Raw genomic sequence first — 23,853 nt, forward strand, 5'->3', positions numbered from 1 at the left:
AGTCACAAGAGGACTTTCAATTAGAAAAAAGTCCTCTTTTTATTGTGTAACTTTATTATTATTTTTCCTTTTAACTAACAATATCTGACATTGCTTTTTTAGCTTTTTCATGTATAGTTATCCTATAACATTTTAACGTACGAAAGGAATAAACATGAAAAAGACACTTACTTCAGCTTTATTATCAATGGGTTTACTTGCTACTCTCATCCCTTCAGGAAACATCTCTGCACAGACAATTGTAAAAACACCTGAACAAGCTCAATTAGCACTTAAAAATTTACCAGGCTATAAAGCTGTAAAGAAAAACTATAAGCAATATTCAGTTGTATCAGCTGAAACAGATACGCTTGGTTTCACTCACTATACATTAAAGCCAAAAGCAAAGGGCAAATATGCTTTAAATACAGAAATAAAAGTCCATGTGGATGCACAAGGCAATCTTGTCATGGTTAACGGGGATTTAAATCAAAAAACACTTGCTCCTGTGAACAACCAAGTGCTGACACAAGCGCAAGCTATAACTAAAGCGTATCAGGCTGCAGGCGTCAGTCCTCAAGCTGTCAGTAATATGGGACGTAATATCGTTAAACAAGCAGAAGTAGTCATTAATCCTGAACTTAATAAACTTGTCTATAATGTTCAATTGATTTACCTGACACCTGAAGCTGCAAACTGGCATATTCAGATTGATGCTGAGACAGGTGCAGTTATCAAGAAACAGAATATACTTAAAGAAACGGCAACTACTGGATCAGGTACAGCAGTCAACGGTTCAACACGTCCATTAAACCTTGATTTTTCAAAAGGTAAGTACTCACTTATCGACCTGACTCACTCAGGGCGAATCGAAACATATGATGCTAAAAATACAACAACAACTTATAGTCTCATGACTAATAAAACTAAATATTTTACTTCACAGACACAGCGCGCTGGCGTTGATGCACACTATAATGCTGACCTTGTATATGATTACTACAAAAATAAGTTCAATCGTAATTCTTATGATAATTTAGGTGCACCTATCTATTCTATCGTTCATTATGGCGTTAACTACAATAATGCATTTTGGAGTGGCGAAGTAATGGTATATGGTGATGGAGACGGCAGTACATTCACTACATTATCAGGTGCAAATGATGTCGTTGCTCATGAACTGACGCATGCGGTTACCGATTATACAGCCGGACTTATTTATGAGAATCAGTCGGGAGCTTTAAGTGAATCATTCTCTGATGTATTCGGTTATTTTGTTGATCCAGGTGACTTTTTAATTGGTGAAGACATCTACACACCAGGTATAACAGGAGATGGACTGAGAAGCCTCTCTAACCCGGAACAATACAATCAACCAGCTCATATGAATCAGTATCGCTATCTTTCTAATACAGAAGCTGGTGATTACGGTGGCGTTCATAGCAATAGCGGTATTCCAAACAAAGCTTTCTATAACACAGTGACACAACTTGGCAACTCAAAATCAGAACAGATTTATTACCGTGCCTTAACGCTTTACTTAACACCTCAAGCAACGTTCACCGATGCACGCGCTGCACTTGTGCAATCAGCTACTGACCTTTATGGTGCAGCTGATGCACAAATAGTAGCAAGCGCATGGGATCAAGTAGGCGTCTATTAAACAATAGTGAGATAGCGTCAAAAGACGAGCAGAATATGACCTCGCTGTTCAATTTCGCCTAAAATCAGACTACTTCATAATAAAAGAGCGATAAAATCAGATTTCTATCGGATTTTATCGCTCTTATTATTTTGTCAGCTATATATTCAGGCTACTTGCTTGTCATCTATTCCTAGATAAACAAGTTCATCTAATTTATCAGGATCGCAGAAGAACATGACTTTACAGTCATCCCAATCTTCCATCACCTTATCAATACGAGCAATATGCCATGGGTTAAAGAACGTCTGACCTGACTTATTGAAGCAATAAGTATCATCAATGACGTAACAAGCGTGCACCACAACACCATCCTGTTCAAAAACCAGTACGCTATCTTTAGTCGCACGGTCAAAACGCTTCAGATGATTACGCTCCAGCATATCAAGAAACGACTGACTATGCACCCATTCTTCCAGTAAAAAGGATTCATCTGCAACTCCGTATAAAGCAGCAGCAAAACAATTGCCACCATGCTCTTCCGGAAACTTACCATGAAGTCTCTGAAAACGCTCAGGCATATTTGAAATATCAATATCTTCAATCGGCTCATCATATAAATGAATCAGCTTCTGCTGCTGTTCAGTGGATAAAGAACGCCAGAAGTTTTGAGTAATCAGCAAATCACCGAGCATCAGTCTAGAACCCGTACGTTTCTGCTCCTCTAAAATCAACTGCTGCATTTCATCATTCAAACCTTCGTACCAGCCCGGTTGCGCCACAATAACGTAATCATAATCAGCAATTCGCCAAGTACGATGACAGTTGCTGACATGGAAATTTTTATAGAGAATATGCCCTTTAAATTCATCTTTAGGACATACCACGGTCGTTTTTAAGTGTTCGGTTAATAAGTTATACGCTGAACTGTCGATGAAAAAAAGATCCTTCTCCTGTTCAAACGTTCTCATTCTATCACTCCTCATGTATAGCTTAAGAGAAAATAGACGTGAAGTCAAAAAAAACGGGTTGAATAAATTGTCAGAAAACAATATGAAATGCATATAAATCATAATAGATAAAAGAAAGAAATCATCATCCAAATCTCAAGGATATATTGTTATATTTTTTTAGCATAATAGAAACTGGATAAACCTTGGGCCAAAATGATAAGACCAAGATAAATAATAAAAGCATCTTCACCAGGTAGCTGTATTCCAAACCAAAAGTATAATGAATAGAAAATAAATGCTAATATAATTGTAATGATAAAAGTCGCTTTAAAACCCTTATAGTTAATCATCTGTTCACGTTCATCGAAAGATTCACCTTCAAAAATGAATGAACGTAAAATCAAGACAATGCCTAGCACAAAAGTTGTCCACCATAAACCTAAGTTTTGCATCCCTACAATTAAACCTATGCCGCCACCTAACAACAAAAGAAAAATCCCAAATCCCAGCGACATCTGCTGATTAAAAGAGCGTTTCACTTTAACCCCTCCTAGTAATCTGTTTCTTCCAATATAAAAATCTCAGTCACATCTACTTCAAACAGTTCTGCAATAATAAGGCCAAGTGGTAGTGACGGATTATACTTACCTTTTTCTATCGAGATAATCGTTTGTCTTGAAACCTTCAGTCGATCCGCCAAACGCTGTTGCGACATCCCTCTAGATTGTCTATATTCTGCGAGTCTATTTTTCATTCTTCCACCTCGTTACAATTATTGTAAATGTAAAGTGTCCTTTACGTCAAGCATCCTTTACATAATTATATGATTTACATCTTTATATATTATGATTTCTAAGCAATCATCAAAATGCGACTGATTATCTATGCTAAAATAGCCTTAACTCTTAAAAAGGCGTGATTGGATGCAACAAGTTAAAAGTGTGATTACTGAATTCAGAGGCAGTCATTATGATTTTGGTCTTGATCAGGCAGAGTGGCTGAAGTCTACTTTGATGATGGAGAATAGAGAACGTGAGTGGCGTCTTCGTCGGCCTCGTTTTGATATTGATCCTCAGGAGACTGAGGCTGTCTATAAACGTTTTGCACCGAAGATATGGGAAGAATTGCTTGGTATTCAAGATGGATTAAAGCTGAGCCTGGAACAAGTGCTGCTGAACTTTGGTCATTATCGTGTGTATGCGAAGGAAAGTGGTTGTTCTGTTTTCACGACTGAGGATTATTTAGTCCGCAATTATGATTATCATCCTGCCACTTATGATGGTCGGCTGACATTTTTCCAGCCTAATGATGGCGGTCTTGCCACCATGGCACCCGTGTCCCGTATCACCGGACGTATGGATGGTATTAATGAAAAAGGTCTGGTCATGGGCTATAATTTTATGCACCGTAAGAAGCCTGGCGATGGTTTCGTCTGTTATATGGTCGGTCGTCTCATCCTTGAAACATGTGCTACGATTGATGATGTCGTTGATTTATTAAATGAGCTTCCTCATCGTTCCAGCTTCTCTTATATTGTGCTCGATCCATCTGGTCGGACGAAGATTATTGAGATTACTCCACGTGATGTTGTAGTGCGTGATCACCATTACTGCACCAATCATTTTGAAGTGCTGACACATGAAAATCGCCGTGTGTTAACTGATTCTGAGATGCGCATGCAGGCTATGACGGAACAGGTGACTTCTTCCCTTTCTGCTGAGCAGGCGTTTCACACGATGAATAATCCAGCTGCCGGTATTTTCAGTGATAAATACGCGAGCTGGAGTGGCACGATTCATACCAGCTGTTATTTCCCTAAAGAACTAAAGGCGCTGTTTGCACTAGGTGGCAATCAGTCTCCTGTCGGACTGGATTTCGGTAAATGGCTTGATGGACATGCTCTTGATGTCACGATGCTCAGAGGACAAATCGATTGCGATATCACTTTTGCCAGTGAATAGAAAAACGGCGCTCCTAGTGAGCGCCGTTTAATTGTTTTATAAGTTCATAAGGATTAATTTTATATATATCAATATTGATATAGTTCAGCTTCTGGCATTCAAGTATACGTTCCTTAAAGTGTGGATATGTGACATGAACATGCAGATTTTTGTCAGCTATATCATAAAATCCGGCATCTTGTGTCTCGTCCGGACAATCAGCAATCTCCCCGCCTGTCACTTCACCGTGAAAAGCAAAGTTAATCACTCCACTCGTCAAGTTCTGCGAAATGCAGACGAGTCCAAGAATCTTGACATCAAGCCCCGTCTCTTCTTTAACTTCTCTGACTGCACAGTCCACCAGACTTTCCTCTTTATCGAGTGCACCACCTGGTAGTTCGAGTGTCGTACTTCTATGCAGACTTCTGACAAGCAGGACTTCCCCCGCTTCATTTTCAACATATACACATGCCGACACGGGATATCTCGGCTGGCTATATTGCCCTGTCGGCATCATATGTGTCTCTTTTTTCGAGATGATCCATTTATCATTTGCGATCTTTTGTAAGCGACTGTTCTTATAATGTGAGGTCTGTTTTCTCAGGTCAAAAAACTGCTGGTAATGTTCTCTACTCTGAAAATCCCATATTTCCGTAATGAGTGTATAGTCTTCGTCCACCCAGCGCCCTACTAGTCTGGCCCCGAGTTCAATATAACTACGAAATACATGCTGATGAAAGAAATCATTCATTGCTTCAAAGCCGTCTGGTATAATTTTCACTTCTGTTTTAACTTGATACATTTGCTCACACCCTTACTGCGCTTTCCTTTATTATATGGAAAAATACAGAATATTGCTAATGTTTCAATGGGTGCTGCTCAGTTCATCCACTCAATCAGCAGAATAGGAACGAAGAGAACGAGTACAAATAATACAGCAATAATTTTCGCTTCAGTTCGTGCCATATTCAGTGTCATTCCAAATTGAGAGACTTTTGGGACCCAGACATTCGGGTCTTGTTTATTATAGTAAAAGAGGCCCAGTACATAGTTCGTATCATCATGATAAGGCGCTTTATCATTTTCAGCAGCTGCATGGCGAAAATCTTTATCTGCCTTCCATTGCAAATACATGCCAATGATAATAGGTAGAATCGTTCCAATTAATACAATTGGCATAAATGCATCAGGCAGACTTTCATTCGGAATTATAACTTGCTGTATCATAATGAAGCTGAATAGCAGAGCCATCATTAACCCTACGATAAATAACAGATAGCTATTGTACTTACGACTTTTTATTTCATAGTCTGCAGATGCTTTTCTTACTGACGGATTCAACTTCATCGGCATAAAATCGATACCTTTTGAGATTGCCATCAGCAGCAGGATATTAAATAACCCTAATCCTGCGGGCATCAGTACAGTCATCCAGCTCTTGTCTTCAAAACGGTCAGGTTTATTATCCATCCCCCAGTGCACAGCGATGCGTTCAGGAATACCAGGATAGTTCATAGCGGTATACACTGTTGCTAAGAGCAGAATAACGAGTGGAATCAAATAGATGACCGTCGGCAGTACATGCTGCTGTTCACGTAAAGTTGTATCTGTCGCTCTGACCACCTCTATATCCTTCATCCAATCTTCCTGTACCTTCAGTTCTCTCAGCGCCTGATAACTTCTGCTATATATATAAATATCGAATAGGATTAGAGCATTTAATAAAATAATGAAAGCTGCAATTCCCCACTCAGATGGCAGCAAGAGTAGAAACAGTACATTTAAAAGCGCAGTGAAAATAGCCGCTCCAATGGCCAGTCTAATAAACTTTCTTTTGATTATCTTAACCTCACGATGTTGCTGCTGCTCATCTGGCACATAGACACTGAACAGTATATTGCGTTTCACCCAGCGTCCCGAGAATAAGATTGTAAAACCGGTCAGTAAAATAATCAGACTCAATAATAACATCTCCATCATGACTTCTCCCCTTTTATCAGTTCATAGATTTCTTCATCAGTGAGCTTCAGACAGCGAGCTTCATCAATGATAGGCTGTAGTCTCGCTGCAATATGAGTTCGTTCCACATGAGTCGCTTGTCTGATTGCTTCCGGGTGAATAATAGCACCGGATTTAGGTTGTACTTGAATAAAACGTTTATCCTCCAAATAATGATAAGCCTTGTTGACTGTATGCATATTGATGCCGAGATCAGCTGCCAGCATTCTCCCGGATGGTAACGCTTCGTATGGCAGTATATCACCCGTTGCGACGGCATGAATAATCTGATTGGCAAGCTGCATATAAATAGGAACTGAAGATTGTTCATTGACCTCAATATAAATAACTCTCACCTCTGTTCTATATTATATATAACAATTTAAAAGATAAAAAATAATCTGTTCTATTATTAATATAACACATTAAGAATAATATATAAATAGATGCGTATTATTTAGTGAGTCTGATAAGAGAAGCATATAATCATCTTAAGGAGATGATTGTATGAAAACGACTTTAAATACATCTTATACTATTAAAAACTTAGAATTGAAAAACCGTATTGTCATGCCACCTATGTGCCAGTATTCTGTAACTGCACACGACGGGACCCCTACAGACTGGCATCTCGTGCATTACGCATCGCGTGCCGTAGGTCAGACAGGACTAATTATCGTCGAAATGACAAATGTTGAACCAGACGGGCGCATCACTTCTGACTGTCTCGGTCTGTGGGATGATGAGCAGATTCCAGCTTACAAACGTCTTGTAGATCTTATTCATGCAAATGGCAGCAAAGCAGCGATTCAAATTGCTCATGCAGGCCGGAAATCAACTCATATCGAAACACCTGTCAGTTCTTCTGAAACACCACTTGAAGAAGCGACGTCATTCGGCCCTGTTCGTTACCCTCGCGCTTTAACGACAGAAGAAGCTGAGGCAATGGTTGAGAAATATAAAGAATCGGCGCGCCGTGCTGTCGAAGCCGGCTTCGATACGATTGAAATTCATGGCGCCCATGGCTATCTCATTCACCAGTTCCATTCGCCAGGCATTAATAAACGGACCGATAAATATGGTCAGGACCTTGCATTGTTTGGTGTCGAAGTTATTAAAGCTGTTAAATCTGTTATGCCGGAAGATATGCCCCTTCTCTTCCGCATCTCTGCACGTGAGTATATGGATGGTGGCTATGGTATTGAGCATGCACTTGATTTAGGCAGACAATATCAGGCAGCAGGCGTCGACTTATTCGATATTTCATCAGGTGGTGAGGCGCCTCCTGGCCAGGATAAACCTGGTAATTACCCAGGTTATCAAGTTCAGTTTGCGCGCCGTTTTAAAGAAACACTCGATGTACCTGTTATCGCAGTCGGTATACTTGATGATCCGGCCGTCGCTGAAATGACGTTACAGAATGAAAGTGCAGACCTCATTGCTGTCGGTCGTGGTATGCTGAACAACCCGTACTGGGCTATCCATGCGGTCAAGGCATTACGCGATGAAATCGAAGTCCCTAAACAATATGAACGAGGTATCCACTAATGCATAAGTATCTATTGTTTGATCTGGATGGTACATTAACCGACTCTAAGGAAGGTATTACTAATTCTATTGTTCATTCGCTTACTCAAATGAATATTACAGTGCCAGATAATAATGCCCTTGTCCATTTTATCGGTCCCCCTCTAAAGGAAAGTTTTAGGACGGACTACCATTTAGAAGGCGAACAGAATGAACAGGCCATTGCATTTTACAGGGAATACTTTTCTACTAGAGGGTTATTTGAAAATGAGGTCTACAGCGACATTCCGGAACTCCTCTCTGACTTAAAAAATGCAGGCTACAAATTATATGTAGCAACGAGTAAGCCGGTTACCTTTGCCCGGCAGATTCTTGACCATTTTGAACTGACTGATTATTTTGAGATGATTGCCGGAAGTGAGCTTGATGGCAGCCGTAGCCACAAAGCCGATGTCATACAATATGTCATCGAAGAAAATCATCTGTCACCTGCCGACTGTCTGATGATTGGTGACCGTAAACATGACTTGATTGGTGCTGATATGAACGGTATGGATGCACTAGGGGTTCTCTTCGGCTACGGTTCAAGAGAAGAACTAGCCTCATATCCACACATTGCGCTTATATCTACTGTTCATTCGTTAAGGCAATTTCTGTTAACCGCGTGATAAACTGTTTAAACCTTCTTGAATTGGGCTAAATAGGTATTAACAACTTATTTTATAGGAGGGTTATATAATGAAATTTAAAATATTAGGACTCATTCTCTCAGCTACACTTGCTTTAACAGCTTGTGATGCTGATAACAGTAATGATAAGCAGACTAGCCCAGATGATAACGCACAATCAGAAGTCAATTCATCTGAAACTAACAAGTCCAGTGATGTAAAGAAAAGCGATGAAAAGAATGTAGCTAAAGATTCTGACTCTAATGATCAGGATGCCTCAAATGATGCTGAAAAAGACGATGAAGGCCAATCAACTTTATCAGCTAACGAAGCAGATAAGAAGGAAGCACTGAACCTCGAAGATATTAAGTCAACACCTGCTGATATCATCAAGATTGTTGAAGCACAGAATAAAAAAGGTGAAATTACAGATGTAAAATTTGAAAAAGAGAACAACCGCTGGGTCTATAAGGTTGCTCAAAACGAAGGTAATAAAAACGTAGAATATACGTACGGTATGTCTGACCGAAAACTCATCAACACTGAAGAAGATAACGAAAAAAAAGAAGCAATCAATTATAACGAGGCTCTCTCTTTCGATAAAATCCTTAAAAACGTTCAGGATAAAGCAGGCACTGACACACAAGTAAAAGAGTGGGAATTGACAACTGAGGACAAAGTACCTGTATTTAAAACTGAATTATTAAAAGATAATGTAGAACATGAATACCGTGTAGATCCATTCAAAGGAACAGTTACAGAAAAAAAATAAAAAAGCGCCGAGGCGCTTTTTTTATTGGAGTAAAAATCTCTCTTCATCTCTTGAATGCATTTCATTGACGATGATTAATGTTCTGAAGTAATCAATAATCTGAGTACTGAAACCTTCTTCTTCCATCTGACTTTTAATCTTAGTGACTAAGTCACGCAGCAACTGATGATCTCGTTTCAGAGCGATTACTTTTTCTTTCATATCAGCAGACTTTGCAGCCATCTCAGCATAAAAGCCGTCTTCTTCTTCCTCTGCATCAGCATGGCTGATTACTCTTGATTCCCAGAACTCTACAAGTTCAACAATCTGAGTCACAATCTGCTTCTCATCGTTATCTCTTAGCATCATCACTAAGTCATCCGTCATTTCGACGGCAAGTGCGAGACCTGTATCATGAATCTGACGATGTGCCTGTAATTGTTTTAAAGATGGTCCGGTCATCCTTAACACCTCTTTTTTTCTTTTATTCTAACATTTAAATAACCCAGTTGCCGTCCTTAAATATGAATTCTTTCGTACCATCTGCGTGAATCCCTTCAATCGACAAGTCAGGTCCTCCTATCATAAAATCAACGTGAATCAATGATTGATTAAGTCCATTCGCTTCAAGTTGTTCTTTAGCAAGATTTTTTCCATCTTTAAGCGCACCCGGAAAGGATCGACCCAGTGCTACGTGACATGAAGCATTTTCATCAAATAGTGTATTGTAGTATAGAATACCAGAATTCGAAATTGGGGAATCATCCGGTACAAGTGCAATCTCACCGAGACGCTTGGCACCTTCGTCTGTATCCAGCATATTCTTCAAAACCTCGTAGCCTTGCCCTGCTTCAAAATCAATAACAGAGCCCTCTTTAAAAGTCAGACTGAAGTCATCGATAATGGCACTATTATAACTAAGAGGTCGCGTATTGCCGATTACACCATTCACCCGTCTGAAGTCCGGAGAAGTAAATACTTCTTCTGTCGGCATATTAACCTGTATCTCATGACCCTCTGCATTGATGGCACTTGCCCCCATCCAGATATGATGCTTGTTCAGACCGATTTCTACATCTGTCCGTTCAGATTTATAGTGCAGACGATCATATCCTTTTTCGGTCAGTAATTTTGCACGACTATTTAAATTGTGATTATGTTCCTCCCAGGCTTTAACTGGATCAGGCTGATCAGCTCTGACAGCCTTGATCATTGCATCAAGTAATTGAGTACGCGCTTCTTCACCCTTTAAATCTGGGAATACAAGTTCTGCCCAGGCGGTATTAGGGAAAGCAACAATGCACCATGAGAACTCAAAACGCCCGACTGCACGAGCAAAATCTTTGTTCAGTTCACCCACTGTCGCTGCATTCGCTGCAATCTTCTCAGGATCAGCATCTTTCAGCAGTTCAGGTGTCTGTGAGTAAATACGCAAATGTGCAATCCGTTCTTTCAGATGAACCTTAATTTCATCTTTTTCATAGTCATAAATTTCCTTAAACGTCTCAACAGGTGCATATTGATACTTTAACTGAGTTGAAGGCCCATCCGTCAATCTTTGCATGACATTCACTGCACCTCTTTTATAGGCCGCTTCTGTGACAGCTCTGACAAATTCAATCGCATCAATATCGGCACTTATCAACAATTTCTGGCCCTGCTGAATATTCAACCCCACATGCACGACGAGTTGTGCATACTTATTAATTTTATCCTGATGATTCATTTTGTTTCCTCCTTGATTATTATTCTTCAATTATATCGGAAACCGAAACAATTAGGTAGTCATCCCCTATCTCATACTCCTAAAAATGATATAATAAATAAAAATACAGGAGGTCATATCATGACAACATTAATGGACTACTTCAACAATGGATTGACACTTGAAGCTTATAAATCTCAGATGAATGTCAATCGCGAGGATATGGAACAGATATATGAGCAGTTCGATGCACCTCATGATTTACGTTTAGAAGATCTTAAAGATAAGAATATGAAGGTCATCGCAATTACTGAAGACTGGTGCGGTGATGCAATGATGAATATCCCTGTGCTTCTCAAAATCGCTGAACAGGCTGACATAGACGTTCGTTTTGTCCTCCGTGACAGTCATCTTGAACTCATCGATCAATATTTGACGAATGGGACGGCCCGCTCTATTCCAATCTTTATTTTCCTCGACCGTAATGGACAGGAAGCTGCTGTATGGGGACCTCGTGCTCAGGCAGTCCAAGCTTTTATTGATGACAGCCGTCAGGACTTACCTTCAAAAGAAGATTCGACTTTTGAAGAGAAAAGTAAAGAAAAACATAAGCTCGCTCACGATAGATATAAACAGACACCTGAATTCTGGCATGCTATCTACCATTCAATCGCTAACATATTGACTCAATAATAAAAGACCTGCGCTGAGCAGGTCTTTTACTTTTGCCAATATTTCATGATGTCATCTTGTCTGACTTGCATAAAACCAAGCTTTTCAAGTACACGACTAGAGGCATCATTATCAATTAAACATTCAGCTTTGATTGTAAGTTCAGGATAACGTGTAGTGATATACTTCATTAACGCATCAACGCTCTCTGTCGCATACCCGCAGCCATGAAATGCCTCTTCAAAACCATAACCTACTTCAATCTCCCGGTTTACATTGGGCTTCCCTTTGAAACCGATATCTCCAATATAAGTACCATCCTTTAACTGAACAATCCAGGCATCCCAGCCTCTTAATGTGGGATCAATGGCTAATTTCTGCATATGAGATAAAAATCGGTCATGCTTATGATCCACACTGAGCTCTCTGATCAATTCTGCATCTAATGGACGTATTATTAATCTGCTAGTCTCTAACTTCTCTCCTGTCATCGTGCCACCTCAATGTGATTATAGCACTTGAACGGGAGGGTAACTGTATCATATCTCACATCATTCAAACAGTGTGATATCCATCTGTACTCCCTCGGTCTTCAAAAATGAATATAACTGACTGCGATGATGACTTAAATGACTCAGAATGACTAATAGCCACTCCTTCTGATTATATGTCGTTCCCCAGTAGCTCGTTGTTTTAGATGCAAGCTCTTCCGGCTCGAGCTCCTTGTAGGCATCCTTCAAAATACTAAAGCTGAGATCCAGTCTCGCTTCAAGCATCTCTGTTGATGTCAGTTCCTTAGCCCAGTAGCGATTGAACTGACTGATTTCTTCTTGTGAAGCGCCCTGACTTAAAAGATAGTCTGCTTCCGGTATGAGTACAATATGGTTCATCAATTCCTGACATGTCCTGCCCCCAGGATATATTTGCTGCTGCATCGAAAAGAAATCAGCATATTTGAACAATCGTTTTAAACTTTCAACGTGCCAGCTGATCTGATTCATTACTTCATTCATTGATCTGCCTCCACTAAATAAAGATGTCTAGTAGCCCTTGATGCCATCGTGTATAGCAGGAAGCGATCCTGCTTCTTATCATATAAATTGTAGTCTAAAATAAAAACATGTGTAAATTCAAAGCCCTTAGACATATAGTTCGGCATCACAACCTTGCCTTTAGTGAATGTATACTGGTCATGAGAGAGCAACATGACGTCAGGTAGTTTGGCTGCAACTTCTGCGACATGTGCGACATCTCGAGCAATGATCGCCACACTTTCAGAGTCAAGACCAGCCAGTTTATCGTTGAACTCTTTAAAAGATAACTGCTTTACTTCTTCACCATGTACACCGAGTGACTCAGTTACTGTATTACCGATCAAAGACTTTGTAAATTCCGTGATCTCAACAGTTGAGCGATATGATTTAGTAAGCTCGAGTGCTGTTGAACCGAGGGCGTGTGCAGGAACAGGATGGACCAGCTGATGACGATCCCCGAGCATCGTCTTCCGTGCATTCGAAAACACTGCTGAAATAGCAGCCAGCTGTACAGGACTATAGTCCTGTACTTCATCGATAATCAGATGCTGGATGCCTGGCTCTCTTTTTAATCCTTTTACTTTAACAGTAAGAAGCAGAAGGGGTGCAATATCTTCATAGTTAATCTGTCTATTCTTTAAGGCATTGAGTGTTTCCTGCTTAACAGCAGGATCCAGTTGTTTCAATATATCTAGATATAATTTCTCTATATTGACGAATTCCAGCTGTTTAATATAATTTTTCACGATGCGGAACTGCTTCGTTTTTTCCTGTACAGCTTGTTTTTCAAGTTCTGCATCTGTACCTATATAGCTCGTGACTTTTTTCAGTGCTTTCGTCCGTTCTTTTATAGCCTTATTCAACACTTCTTTATAACGCGGCCATAATTCAACTTGAATTTTCTTCAGGCGTGAGTCAATAGGTGAATCCTTGAACTTCTCATAGAACAATGCAGTGAGCTCTTCAGAGGTAGCAAAAGGTTCATCTTTAATTTTAATAGTCCTGAATTTAATGCCACTATCTGACAGGTGCGCGACATGATCATTTATAGCATCGAGTAATTTCCGGGAAGATTTAAGTTCAAAAGCTGTTGTATCAGTCGCTGTACGAAGTCGTTCGATATGTTGGAATAACGCTTCAAATTCATACTTGCGGCTGAGCTTATCATGCAGTCTGTAGAATGTCATCGCATTAATTGAAGCTTCTCCCAGTTCCGGCAGCACTTCTGCAATATAGTCACCGAACATTTCATTCGGCGTAATAAACAGCATATTGTCTGCATTCATTTTGTGGCGGTGCAGATAAAGCAGATAAGCAATTCGCTGCATTGCAATCGAAGTTTTACCACTTCCTGGAGGACCTAGTACGAGTAAATCCTGTGCAGAATTCTGTCTGATGATGCGGTTCTGATCTTCCTGAATAGTCGTGACGATTGATTTCATCTTATCTTTTGCTGTATCGACTAACAGATGCTGGAGCGCATCATCACCAATATAAAGCTCAGAATCAAAGACATCCAGTAGTTGCCCATTTTCAATTACAAGCTGAATGCGTTCCTTAACATCAACCGATTGCATACCGACTGCCGGCACTTCGTAGTCCACACGACCGAGATGACTGGCATAATAAGTAGAAGCTATCGGTGTACGCCAGTCATAGATAATCAGATCATTTGTCGAAGGATCTTTGAGGCTGTTGAGGCCGATATAAAGTTTTTCTTCTTCCGGCTCATCATCATCTTGTATCGTTACAGCACCAAAATAAGGACGGTCCTTCATTTTACTCAGACTGTCTTTAATATCCTGCCTGCTGACCTGCAGTTCTTCCTGCATCTTTAGTGACGGTAGCACCTGTGAATATTCTATTTGAGCATCATCAGAGATTTCTGACCCTAGCTCCTCAAGTGCAAAACGTCGTTCATCTATCAGTTCACCTGTCGTCTTTTCAAGTTCACCTGACAGGTCATTATGTATGATATCAATCAAGCCTTGTACACCTTTCAGATGTAAGGCTTCCTGTTTTTTAGAGACCATAACGTCCTCCTTTTTAGCATATAATTATTTGCCCTTCATCGCTCTATTCAAATGTGAAGCTGTCACTTTACGATTGGTAAGCAGCTGCCTGAATTCTCTCGGCGTCAAGTAAGATAATCGGACATGAAAATAATTGATATATTCCAGCCACATAAAACCATATGTGAGGATAATCAATAACCACATCTCATCAGTATGAGGCAGTGTCCAGACGATAGCAAATGTTGAAAGAAAGATAACGGCTAAAATCAGCACATGGAGTCTCTTAAAACATCTTATTTGATATATCGTTAACTTCAAAGGTTTTCGTGCATCGACATGTTGTTTCATAATCCACCAAAAATAACTACCTGTTGCTAAAATAAAACAGATATTCAGAAATGATAGGATAGTTGCATAATCAAGAAGGTAAGGGCGAGTATCTGGCTTAAAAAAGGCCGTACAAAACCATAAAAGAAGAAAGCCCGCTGCCGATAGGCCCTCTCCATAACAAAGCTGATTCACTTCTTGTTTTAATCGTGATGTCATACATACTCCTCTCAGCGATCCAGTCTAAATATTTGTTGTCTCTCATTCAATCTACCTTCGACCATATCAAGCAGCATCTTACTACCAAAGGATGAATAGACTGTTCCATTGCCACCATAACCAAGTAGCATATAACAGTGCCTCATGCCGGGTACTTCTCCTATAAACGGCAGACCATCCTGTGTCTCACCGAATCTTGCACCGTACCCCGCTTCAATATCGAAAGGAATATCGGGGAAAAGTTCTGCGAATGCCTGCTGAAGCTGACGAGTTTTTTTCTTGATTTTACGCTTACTAGGTATACGTTTAGTCTGTTCATCGAGTCCACCGACAATAATGCGGTTGCTTTGTGCATGACGAATATAGAGATAAGGTCTTGCAGTCTCCCAGAACATGGCACGTTTCGGCCATAGATGATCGACTGGATGGGATACGAGCGCATATGAACGCACAAGTTTCCGCTTTTTAATAAATTTAACGAAGTGATTGTCAGCATATCCACCCGCATATACTGCATGATCAGCATGAATAGTCTTACCTCCGCTTAACCGGCAGATGACACGACCTTTTTTTGATTCCCAGTTCTTAAGTTCCGTTTCTTCATATACAGTAAGGCTAAAATCAGCTATTGCCTTCTCGAGTAATCTCTGAATAAAGATATAGGGATTGATTTCAGCATCTTCATAAGTAACTAAAGCATCCGCTTCTATATGATAACGTGATTTAGTTTCAGACGGTTTCAGCAGTTGACACGGAAAGGCAAACTTTCTCAGCGCCCTATATTCATCTTTCAGGAACTGTGCATCACGTTTTCTTGAAGCATAGAGAACACTTTCACGCTTGATGAACTGGACATCGTCCGGCAGTTCACGGCACAAGGCTTCAATCCGTGCGAGTCCTTCATAAGACTGACGGTAAAAATAATAAGCTGACTGCTCACCGAAATCATCGATACATTCATGCAGTGACTTATCGCTCATATATTGCAGCAGTCCGGTATTAGCAGCCGAGCTTTCAGCTGCTATCCGACCTCGATCAATCAATACGGTCCTGTAACCCGCCTCGGCAAAAGTATAAGCACTGAGTGCACCACTCATTCCGCCCCCGATTACAATGACTTCACAGTCAAGAGAGTCATGCAGTGTCTGACAACGAGTTGCCTGATATGTTTCTGGCCAGAATAATTTTCCATTATGCAGCATAACCATCATCCTTCTTTCATATTCAATGTGTAAAATAATTAGAGACGGGTAAAGATTAAAAAATGATTTAATAAAGGAGCTTTTATTCAATGTCTGAAAGCAATCAATATCTGGAAATCGAAATTCTGATGGAAGATAATGTAACAATTCACCATCTTGAACGCGTAACGACTAACGAAACCATTACTTTTAATAACTTCATCGCAAAACTTGGCAGAGATGCCAATGGGTTTTTAACTATCAAAGAAGGCGATGCACATTCATCTATTAATGTGAACAAAATCCTTAAACTCTCACCAAAAAGCGTTCATTCACTTTAATAAATCAGCTTCGGCTGATTTTTTTATATCATTAAAGGAGCATGCTATGACCGAATTCCATAATCAGGAAGACTTAACACGCCGCCACGAAGAGAAAGAGAAAGCGGTCGATATGACAGAACTGTTTTATGACCTGGTGTTTGTCTATGCTATTTCTCAGATTTCACATTCCATCCTTTATACAGAACATGGAGATATTCCACTCTATAACTTTACCAAGTTTTTCTTGATGACATTTGTCTTCTATACAATATGGTCCTATCAGACCAGCTATACGAACCGCTTCGGCATGATCAGAGTAAAAGATATCTTCTTCCTGCTTTTCAATATGTTCATTGCCATATTTCTTGCTATCAGCTTAAAAAGTAATATGGTATCTGTATTCGATGCGATTAACGTATGTGTCGCCATACTCTTTGCAAGCACCAGCCTGCAGTTCTTTTTAACACTTAGAGATAAAATATTGGCACATGACCGCTTCGCCTCTATTGTATTCGGTAGTTCGATGCTCGTGAGTGCGCTACTTGCGTTACTTGCTATCTTTATACCCGCTCCTTGGATGTATGTAGCATTTATTCTATCTATTATCATCGCCTGCACTGCGCCTATCCCTTTCAAAAAGAAGATACAGCTGTCAGGCGTCAATGTCCCTCATATGGCTGAGCGCTACTCTTTATTGATTATCATCATGTTCGGAGAAGCAATCATCGGTCTCACTGAAATATTTAAAATTAATGAATTTCACTTTTCATATATTATGCTTTTTCTGATTCTTACCTCATTATTCGGCAGCTACTGGCTGAAGTCAAACCGCCTTATTCATAAAGAGAATTACGTATCAGGCCTGACATTGACGATTGCCCACTTTATGATGATTGTCGGCATCGGTCTGATCAATGCATCACTTGTCTTAAATGCTAAAGAACCGGTAGAGGACACTTTCAACATCCAGCTGATGTATGCTGCACTGGCCTTCTTCTACTCAGGGATGCTGATGACATTGCAATACGCCCATGAAAAGTTCACAGGAGACCGACAACTTCGCTTCATTATCCCTGTCATTCTTATCATCGGTTTTGCCATCGCATATTTAACGAGACACTTCGCATACACATTGACGACTGTCTGCTTCGTGACCACAGTAACTATTTTTCTCATTTATCTCTATTACTATTACAAAACACATCCAGATATGACAAAAGAGGACTAGCGATAGTCCTCTTTTTTAATAGTTTCTGTATAAGTTTTTTTGATTTTACCTAATTCATCAATCAGCACTGCGGACATCGCATCAAAATGACCGGCACCGCTATCAATATTCAATGCATTAAACGTTTTATTGAATTCAGGATGCTTGGATTCTGTCGGTGTATGTCCAAAGACTTGCAACTTGGACATCTTTTTAAGTCGGCCTCTATAACGAAGCACACACCAACCGGAGTCTTCCTTAAACTTCCTGAAGTTAAGCCAGTTCACGCCAGCATGTGTGATATATAAAGCCTCGTTCTCATGATAAAGCGGAAGTTTCTTCATCCATTTCAGATCATCGCGATACTTTTCTTTCAAATCATAATGATCAAGCGTATTTCTGAAGTTATCTTTAATCATATTTTCAGGGATGTTTCTTTCAATATAACGAACCATCTCATACTCATGATTACCTTTAAGACAGACCGTGCCAGGATACTTTCTTTCCAGATTTCTGATCAATTTAACGACTTGCTGTGAATGCTTGCCTTTGTTGATATAATCGCCGACAAATATCAGCTGCTGACGATCACTATCCCAGTGCTGCAGCAATTTTTTCAATGTATAAAAACAACCGTGGACATCGCCCACCACAAAATAATTCATCGCGCTCTCATCCTTTATAGTGATATTCACAGTTTACCACCATCTGAATAAAAAATACTAAAGAATGAGATAACTCTCTCAATTTTTTATTAAGTTGCTTACCTTACTTTATTTCGAATACACCATTACAGCCGGATTAATGCGTATCTTATTCAAATAACGATTACGATCAAAAGTCGCTGAATACGTCCCGTACTTCGTTTTAAACGTAACAACTGATTTACCCGCTTTCATCCGTTGATCACTTAGCACAGTATTACAGCGATGTGATTTCATAAAATCAGACTTTTTAACCGATTTCCATTTAACAGGAAAAGACATGGAAGTTGCCGCCCCGTGACTGACATAGTACTTCGTATCATTCACTTTTTTTATAAGCGGACGATCCTCAATCACAGCCTTCTTCGTGACTTGAATGCCATTAACATGCAGATTGCCATAATATAAAGCCTGGACAAAATAAGGATTAAGGGCAAAAGAAGATTCATGACCTGTATAACCTTCAAAATGATAATAAGGTTCAACCTGCTGATGCGTATCCGCCGATGCATGAGTCTCCACCATCCCTGTAATCAGAAACGAAACAGTTATAGCAGCTGATAAAACTTTTCTATATATATTCATACGATTTCCTCCTCTAAAACGGACATGAGCATAATCAGCTTGAAGTATCTCCAACAATATCGTTAGAAATAATAGGTACAATCTTCTCGGGACGATCATATTGCCCACTCTTATTATTTTCAGATATGGCATGCTTAGGTGCCCACACATTTTTCTTCTCAACTTTTCTTTTAAATGGATTTTTCATCACAGCAACCTCCTCTGCAAACAATTTTACAACTAATTCCATTAATATTGACCTTAAAGTTTCCTTAAAAATAATCAGTTAGGAAAGAATTAAGAAATCGTTAATTTCCAGTTAATAGGAATCCAGTACATTCTCTTTTATGATGGAACTATAACGACAGTCACCAATTTTAAAAAAAGAGGAGCATATAACTATGAAAACAAATCATATCGCATTAATAGGCATCTTACTCACAAGCACGTGACTTGGGACACAGAGTAGGGCTGACAATACCACTTCACACCATATGATGCAGGATGACATGCATACGAAAGACCTGAACAAAGACAACATGATGGCTAAGGATGGAAGAAATCCAGCCATTTAAGCAAAATAAATCAGCACTTGAACGTATTATCACGAATATCATTGATAATACACTGAAACTCTCAGCTCCCGGTACTGATATCAGAATTATAGCGATAGAAACACTTCATCAATCAATACAAATTAAAGTGATGGATGAAAGAAAAGGAATTGCAGCTGAAAATCTGAATCGCATCTTCGAAAGAATCTATCGAGTCGAGCATTCACGTAATCAGGCAACAGGTGGCTCAGGACTTGGCCTCTATATCGCCAAGACACTTGCTCATCAGATAGACGGAAGCATTACAGTGGATAGTCAGATAGTAAGGGTGACCGTATTCTAGAATTTCCTAAGAAATAATCAGTAGAAAAGGAGGACTTGAATTATTAACAAAATAGCTAATTTAATAAGTCAGAAAATGAGTTAAAAGCGTTATAATGATAGTTGAATTGTCACTCATCTTTTCTGAAAGAAGGTTTTATTTTGATGAACACTAAAGCTTTATGGAAGTTTATTGTCCCTCTCGCAATCGGAATTATATTCTGGTTATTGACCCCTATGAGACCAGCTGCTGTTTCCGTTGCAGGTTGGCATATGCTTACTATTTTCATGGCTACTATTATAGGATGTATTCTCCAACCTCTGCCTATCGGGGCAATTAGTATACTCGGTTTCACTGCAGCAGTTTTATCCCGGACTCTAGATATTGATACCGCTATTGCCGGTTTCGGTAATCCGAGTATCTGGCTGATTGCTATTGCCTTTTTTATTTCGCGTGGTTTTATCAAAACGGGTCTTGGTCGTCGTGTTGCTTTACTGTTCGTGAAACTATTCGGCAAAAAAACATTAGGACTCGCTTACTCCCTGCTCAGCGTCGACTTATTACTCGCTCCTGCTACTCCAAGTAACACAGCGCGTGCAGGGGGTATCATGTTCCCGATCATCAATTCACTTTCTCGTTCATTCGGCTCAAAACCTGAGGAAAACACGGAACGAAAAGTCGGAAGTTTTCTGACTTTCACTGAGTTCCATGCCAATATCATTACATCAGCCATGTTCCTGACGGCTATGGCAGGTAATCCGCTTGCACAGTCACTCGCTAAATCACAAGGGATTCATATTACTTGGATGAACTGGTTCACAGCGGCTGTCGTTCCGGGTCTTATCTGTCTGATTGTCGTTCCCTTTATCATCTATAAAGTCTATCCACCTGAAATTAAAGAAACACCTAATGCTAAACAATGGGCGCAAGGTGAATTGGATGACATGGGACCTCTATCCCGTCCTGAAATCTATATGGGGATTGCTTTCTTAACAGCACTTATTCTCTGGATGTCCGGGACGGCGCTCGGCATCCATGCAACAACAGCCGCATTTATTACACTAGTGATCCTCCTTCTCACTCAAGTGCTGACGTGGAATGACGTCTTACTGGAAAAAGGTGCATGGGATACGCTCATCTGGTTCTCAGTCCTTGTGATGATGGCAGATCAACTTAATAAACTCGGATTTATACCTTGGCTAAGTAAAGCTATATCGACAAGTCTCGGTGGTTTCAGCTGGCCAATCGTATTGTTATTACTACTTCTATTTTACTTTTATTCACACTATCTGTTCGCCAGTTCAACGGCACACGTCAGTGCGATGTACGCAGCCTTACTTGCCGTTGCGATATCAGCAGGTGCACCACCATTACTCAGTGCCCTTCTGCTCGGATTCTTCGGTAATCTGATGGCATCCACGACTCACTACAGTAGTGGCCCTGCACCTATCCTCTTCTCTTCAGGTTACGTTCGCCAGGGAGATTGGTGGAAACTAAATGCTATTCTCGCTATATTCTATATCATCATGTGGGCAGGACTTGGTTCACTCTGGATGAAACTGATTGGCATTTATTAAAATATAATTGTGACTACGATAATAGAGATGAATCAAACTTATCCTAATTGAAAAGAGGTCATCCAATGTTTGAAGATTATATTGTTCAAGCACTTGAAGAGAATAAATCTGTCATTATTAACATGGTGAAAGATAATCATGTTTTAAGCATCAAACAATTTGTAGAAGAAAGTGATGATATACTCGTTTTAGTTGATGTTTATAATGATGTTCAAATGATCATGAAACATAACATCAGTTCAGTAAAAATCAGTCATTAAACGTAAAAAATAAAAACCACTTTTCAATGTACTCACAATTGAAAAGTGGTTTTTGTTTTAGCTAATTATGATAGAACTTTAAACTTGATGATCTTACATCATCCCTGGCATACCGCCCATTCCCATGTCTGGTGCCGGGTTTTCTTCTGGCATGTCTGCTACGACTGCTTCTGTTGTCAGGAACATCGCTGCGACTGATGCTGCATTCTGTAATGCTGAGCGTGTTACTTTCGTTGGATCCACGATACCTGCTTCAATCATGTTCACCCATTCATCTGTTGCTGCATTGTAACCGATGCCTGTGTCTGCATGTTTGATTTTCTCAACGATCACGGATCCTTCAAGTCCAGCGTTTTCTGCGATCTGACGAATTGGTGATTCTAATGCTTTAAGCACGATTTTCACACCTGTTGCCACGTCACCTGTTGCTTCTACTGCTGCTACTTTGTTGTAGATAGAGACAAGTGCTGTTCCGCCACCTGCAACGATACCTTCTTCTACAGCTGCACGTGTCGAGTTCAGCGCATCTTCAATACGAAGTTTACGCTCTTTCAGTTCAGTTTCAGTTGCTGCACCAACTTTAATAACAGCGACTCCGCCTGATAATTTTGCTAAACGTTCCTGCAGTTTTTCTTTATCGAATTCTGATGTCGTTTCTTCAATCTGTGCTTTTAACTGAGAGACACGAGCTGTGATGTTGTTAACGTCACCTTTACCTTCAACAATTGTTGTATCGTCTTTAGTAACATGTACTTTCGCAGCTTGTCCAAGCATATCGACTGTTGTTTCTTTCAGTTCAAGTCCAAGGTCATCTGTAATGACTTGTCCACCTGTCAGAATTGCTAAGTCTTCAAGCATCGCTTTACGACGGTCACCGAATCCTGGTGCTTTTACTGCAACTGCTGTAAATGTACCACGTAAACGGTTCAGTACGATATTAGTCAGTGCATCGCCTTCTACGTCTTCAGCAACGATTAAGATGGGACGTGATGTCTGAACGACTTGTTCAAGTAATGGTAAGAGATCCTGGAATGATGAGATTTTTTTATCTGTAATTAACACATATGGATTCTCTAAATCCGCAATCATCTTATCTGAATCTGTCACCATATAAGGTGAAGCATATCCGCGGTCGAACTGCATTCCTTCTACCACTTCAAGTTCAGTTTTAAATCCTTTAGATTCTTCGATTGTGATAACGCCGTCGTTACCGACTTTCTCCATTGCCTCGGAAATAAACTGACCGATTTCTTCGTCAGCTGCTGAGATTGCACCTACTTGCGCGATTTCTTCCTTGCTGCTGACTGGTCTTGAGATTGCTGCTAATTCTTCTAATGCAACTGCAACTGCTTTATCAATCCCTTGACGGATGCCGACTGGATTCGCGCCGCTTGTTACGTTTTTAAGACCTTCCTGAATCATAGCCTGTGCGAGTACTGTTGCAGTTGTTGTACCGTCACCAGCGATTTCATTCGTTTTATTCGCTACTTCTGCGACAAGTTTCGCCCCCATATTTTCGTATGGGTCTTCAAGTTCGATTTCTTTTGCGATCGTTACACCATCATTTGTAATCAGGGGTGCGACGAATTTTTTATCAAGTACGACATTACGCCCTTTTGGCCCAAGCGTTACTTTAACTGCATTAGCAAGTTTATCGACACCTTCAAGCATTGAACGTCTTGCGTCTTCAGAGAATTTAATTTCTTTAGCCATGTATGAATGCCTCCATTA

Annotated in this window: 28 protein-coding genes; 11 read left to right on the plus strand and 17 right to left on the minus strand. The window is 40.1% G+C overall.

Translation table 11 applies throughout. The annotated features are described in order from the left end of the window. Positions 1-154 precede the first annotated feature (154 nt). Positions 155-1,642, plus strand: coding sequence for a M4 family metallopeptidase (locus ERX37_RS09560; RefSeq protein ID WP_133430450.1), 1,488 nt, complete (start codon positions 155-157; stop codon positions 1,640-1,642). 146 nt (positions 1,643-1,788) lie between these two features. On the opposite strand, the gene ERX37_RS09565 is transcribed toward ERX37_RS09560, so the two are convergent. The 3 genes from ERX37_RS09565 to ERX37_RS09575 all read right to left on the minus strand — a co-directional run bounded on the left by ERX37_RS09565 (position 1,789) and on the right by ERX37_RS09575 (position 3,328). After that, positions 1,789-2,592, minus strand: coding sequence for a hypothetical protein (locus ERX37_RS09565; protein WP_133430451.1), 804 nt, complete (start codon positions 2,590-2,592; stop codon positions 1,789-1,791). A 149-nt stretch (positions 2,593-2,741) separates the two neighbouring features. Beyond that, entirely contained in the window at positions 2,742-3,113 is a 372-nt protein-coding gene (locus ERX37_RS09570; RefSeq protein WP_133430452.1) for a DUF2178 domain-containing protein, read from the minus strand. A gap of 11 nt (positions 3,114-3,124) precedes the next feature. Beyond that, positions 3,125-3,328, minus strand: a complete 204-nt coding sequence (locus ERX37_RS09575) for a helix-turn-helix transcriptional regulator (protein WP_133430453.1) — start codon at positions 3,326-3,328, stop codon at positions 3,125-3,127. A 169-nt stretch (positions 3,329-3,497) separates the two neighbouring features. Between ERX37_RS09575 and ERX37_RS09580 the strand changes: the two genes are divergently transcribed. After that, positions 3,498-4,535 carry a C45 family autoproteolytic acyltransferase/hydrolase gene (locus tag ERX37_RS09580; protein ID WP_133430454.1) on the plus strand — a complete coding sequence of 346 codons (1,038 nt, stop codon included), beginning with the start codon at positions 3,498-3,500 and terminating at the stop codon, positions 4,533-4,535. Positions 4,536-4,548: 13 nt separating this feature from the next. Here ERX37_RS09580 and ERX37_RS09585 read toward each other — a convergent pair whose 3' ends face one another. The 3 genes from ERX37_RS09585 to ERX37_RS09595 form a co-directional block, all read right to left on the minus strand. Continuing rightward, positions 4,549-5,316 (minus strand): NUDIX hydrolase, encoded by a 768-nt coding sequence (locus ERX37_RS09585; protein WP_133430455.1) that lies wholly within the window; start codon positions 5,314-5,316, stop codon positions 4,549-4,551. A gap of 77 nt (positions 5,317-5,393) precedes the next feature. Then, positions 5,394-6,491, minus strand: a complete 1,098-nt coding sequence (locus tag ERX37_RS09590) for a DUF1648 domain-containing protein (protein WP_165982033.1) — start codon at positions 6,489-6,491, stop codon at positions 5,394-5,396. After that, positions 6,491-6,868: a GntR family transcriptional regulator gene (locus ERX37_RS09595; protein WP_306440584.1), complete on the minus strand. Its 378-nt coding sequence runs from the start codon at positions 6,866-6,868 to the stop codon at positions 6,491-6,493. Before ERX37_RS09595 ends, ERX37_RS09590 begins: the two co-directional genes overlap by 1 nt. A 151-nt stretch (positions 6,869-7,019) precedes the next feature. On the opposite strand from ERX37_RS09595, the gene ERX37_RS09600 reads away from it, so the two are divergent. From ERX37_RS09600 to ERX37_RS09610, 3 genes are all read left to right on the plus strand, one after another. Continuing rightward, positions 7,020-8,060 carry an NADH:flavin oxidoreductase/NADH oxidase gene (locus ERX37_RS09600; protein WP_133430457.1) on the plus strand — a complete coding sequence of 347 codons (1,041 nt, stop codon included), beginning with the start codon at positions 7,020-7,022 and terminating at the stop codon, positions 8,058-8,060. Next, the gene (locus ERX37_RS09605; RefSeq protein ID WP_133430458.1) at positions 8,060-8,707 is read left to right on the plus strand and encodes an HAD family hydrolase; all 648 of its coding nucleotides are present in this window, start codon (positions 8,060-8,062) and stop codon (positions 8,705-8,707) included. The genes ERX37_RS09600 and ERX37_RS09605 overlap by 1 nt, the downstream gene beginning before the upstream one ends. Positions 8,708-8,777: 70 nt before the next feature. After that, complete coding sequence (locus ERX37_RS09610) at positions 8,778-9,479, plus strand: PepSY domain-containing protein (protein ID WP_133430459.1); 702 nt, start codon at positions 8,778-8,780, stop codon at positions 9,477-9,479. 21 nt (positions 9,480-9,500) lie between these two features. Here the strand turns inward: ERX37_RS09610 and ERX37_RS09615 are convergent, their stop codons facing one another. Together ERX37_RS09615 and ERX37_RS09620 are read right to left on the minus strand one after the other, a co-directional pair. Beyond that, positions 9,501-9,920, minus strand: coding sequence for a DUF3916 domain-containing protein (locus ERX37_RS09615; RefSeq protein ID WP_133430460.1), 420 nt, complete (start codon positions 9,918-9,920; stop codon positions 9,501-9,503). Between the two features lie 34 nt (positions 9,921-9,954). Next, a complete protein-coding gene (locus ERX37_RS09620; RefSeq protein ID WP_133430461.1) occupies positions 9,955-11,184 on the minus strand; it encodes an aminopeptidase in 1,230 nt (409 codons plus the stop codon). 120 nt (positions 11,185-11,304) lie between these two features. Between ERX37_RS09620 and ERX37_RS09625 the strand changes: the two genes are divergently transcribed. Further along, on the plus strand, positions 11,305-11,856 hold the full coding sequence (locus ERX37_RS09625) for a thioredoxin family protein (RefSeq protein WP_133430462.1): 552 nt from the start codon (positions 11,305-11,307) through the stop codon (positions 11,854-11,856). 26 nt (positions 11,857-11,882) lie between these two features. On the opposite strand, the gene ERX37_RS09630 is transcribed toward ERX37_RS09625, so the two are convergent. Genes ERX37_RS09630 through ERX37_RS09650 form a run of 5 tightly spaced genes read right to left on the minus strand, consistent with a single transcriptional unit; the run spans position 11,883 to position 16,632 of the window. After that, positions 11,883-12,326, minus strand: coding sequence for a GNAT family N-acetyltransferase (locus ERX37_RS09630; protein WP_133430463.1), 444 nt, complete (start codon positions 12,324-12,326; stop codon positions 11,883-11,885). Positions 12,327-12,386: 60 nt separating this feature from the next. Then, on the minus strand, positions 12,387-12,848 hold the full coding sequence (locus ERX37_RS09635) for a DinB family protein (RefSeq protein WP_133430464.1): 462 nt from the start codon (positions 12,846-12,848) through the stop codon (positions 12,387-12,389). Beyond that, positions 12,845-14,902 carry a HelD family protein gene (locus ERX37_RS09640; RefSeq protein WP_133430465.1) on the minus strand — a complete coding sequence of 686 codons (2,058 nt, stop codon included), beginning with the start codon at positions 14,900-14,902 and terminating at the stop codon, positions 12,845-12,847. Before ERX37_RS09640 ends, ERX37_RS09635 begins: the two co-directional genes overlap by 4 nt. A gap of 24 nt (positions 14,903-14,926) precedes the next feature. Beyond that, positions 14,927-15,430, minus strand: coding sequence for a hypothetical protein (locus ERX37_RS09645; protein WP_133430466.1), 504 nt, complete (start codon positions 15,428-15,430; stop codon positions 14,927-14,929). 11 nt (positions 15,431-15,441) lie between these two features. Beyond that, the gene (locus ERX37_RS09650) at positions 15,442-16,632 is read right to left on the minus strand and encodes an NAD(P)/FAD-dependent oxidoreductase (protein ID WP_165982034.1); all 1,191 of its coding nucleotides are present in this window, start codon (positions 16,630-16,632) and stop codon (positions 15,442-15,444) included. Between the two features lie 89 nt (positions 16,633-16,721). On the opposite strand from ERX37_RS09650, the gene ERX37_RS09655 reads away from it, so the two are divergent. Further along, entirely contained in the window at positions 16,722-16,952 is a 231-nt protein-coding gene (locus ERX37_RS09655) for a hypothetical protein (RefSeq protein WP_133430468.1), read from the plus strand. A gap of 46 nt (positions 16,953-16,998) precedes the next feature. Then, a complete protein-coding gene (locus ERX37_RS09660; RefSeq protein ID WP_133430469.1) occupies positions 16,999-18,162 on the plus strand; it encodes a low temperature requirement protein A in 1,164 nt (387 codons plus the stop codon). On the opposite strand, the gene ERX37_RS09665 is transcribed toward ERX37_RS09660, so the two are convergent. From ERX37_RS09665 to ERX37_RS11475, 3 genes are all read right to left on the minus strand, one after another. After that, the gene (locus ERX37_RS09665) at positions 18,159-18,806 is read right to left on the minus strand and encodes a metallophosphoesterase family protein (RefSeq protein WP_133430470.1); all 648 of its coding nucleotides are present in this window, start codon (positions 18,804-18,806) and stop codon (positions 18,159-18,161) included. The two genes, ERX37_RS09660 and ERX37_RS09665, sit on opposite strands and share 4 nt — an antisense overlap. 108 nt (positions 18,807-18,914) lie before the next feature. Continuing rightward, on the minus strand, positions 18,915-19,430 hold the full coding sequence (gene isaB, locus ERX37_RS09670) for an immunodominant staphylococcal antigen IsaB family protein (RefSeq protein ID WP_133430471.1): 516 nt from the start codon (positions 19,428-19,430) through the stop codon (positions 18,915-18,917). 34 nt (positions 19,431-19,464) lie between these two features. Next, the gene (locus ERX37_RS11475; protein ID WP_165982035.1) at positions 19,465-19,617 is read right to left on the minus strand and encodes a hypothetical protein; all 153 of its coding nucleotides are present in this window, start codon (positions 19,615-19,617) and stop codon (positions 19,465-19,467) included. 344 nt (positions 19,618-19,961) lie between these two features. On the opposite strand from ERX37_RS11475, the gene ERX37_RS09675 reads away from it, so the two are divergent. From ERX37_RS09675 to ERX37_RS09685, 3 genes are all read left to right on the plus strand, one after another. Continuing rightward, a complete protein-coding gene (locus ERX37_RS09675; protein ID WP_133430472.1) occupies positions 19,962-20,306 on the plus strand; it encodes an ATP-binding protein in 345 nt (114 codons plus the stop codon). Positions 20,307-20,449: 143 nt separating this feature from the next. Further along, positions 20,450-21,862 (plus strand): anion permease, encoded by a 1,413-nt coding sequence (locus ERX37_RS09680; protein WP_133430499.1) that lies wholly within the window; start codon positions 20,450-20,452, stop codon positions 21,860-21,862. Between the two features lie 65 nt (positions 21,863-21,927). Continuing rightward, positions 21,928-22,122 (plus strand): hypothetical protein, encoded by a 195-nt coding sequence (locus tag ERX37_RS09685; RefSeq protein ID WP_133430473.1) that lies wholly within the window; start codon positions 21,928-21,930, stop codon positions 22,120-22,122. A gap of 93 nt (positions 22,123-22,215) precedes the next feature. Here the strand turns inward: ERX37_RS09685 and groL are convergent, their stop codons facing one another. After that, positions 22,216-23,835, minus strand: a complete 1,620-nt coding sequence (gene groL / locus ERX37_RS09690) for a chaperonin GroEL (RefSeq protein ID WP_133430474.1) — start codon at positions 23,833-23,835, stop codon at positions 22,216-22,218. Positions 23,836-23,853: the final 18 nt, after the last annotated feature.

Origin of the sequence: Macrococcus hajekii (genome assembly GCF_004359505.1) — a bacterium.
In the GTDB taxonomy this organism is placed as follows: domain Bacteria; phylum Bacillota; class Bacilli; order Staphylococcales; family Staphylococcaceae; genus Macrococcus; species Macrococcus hajekii.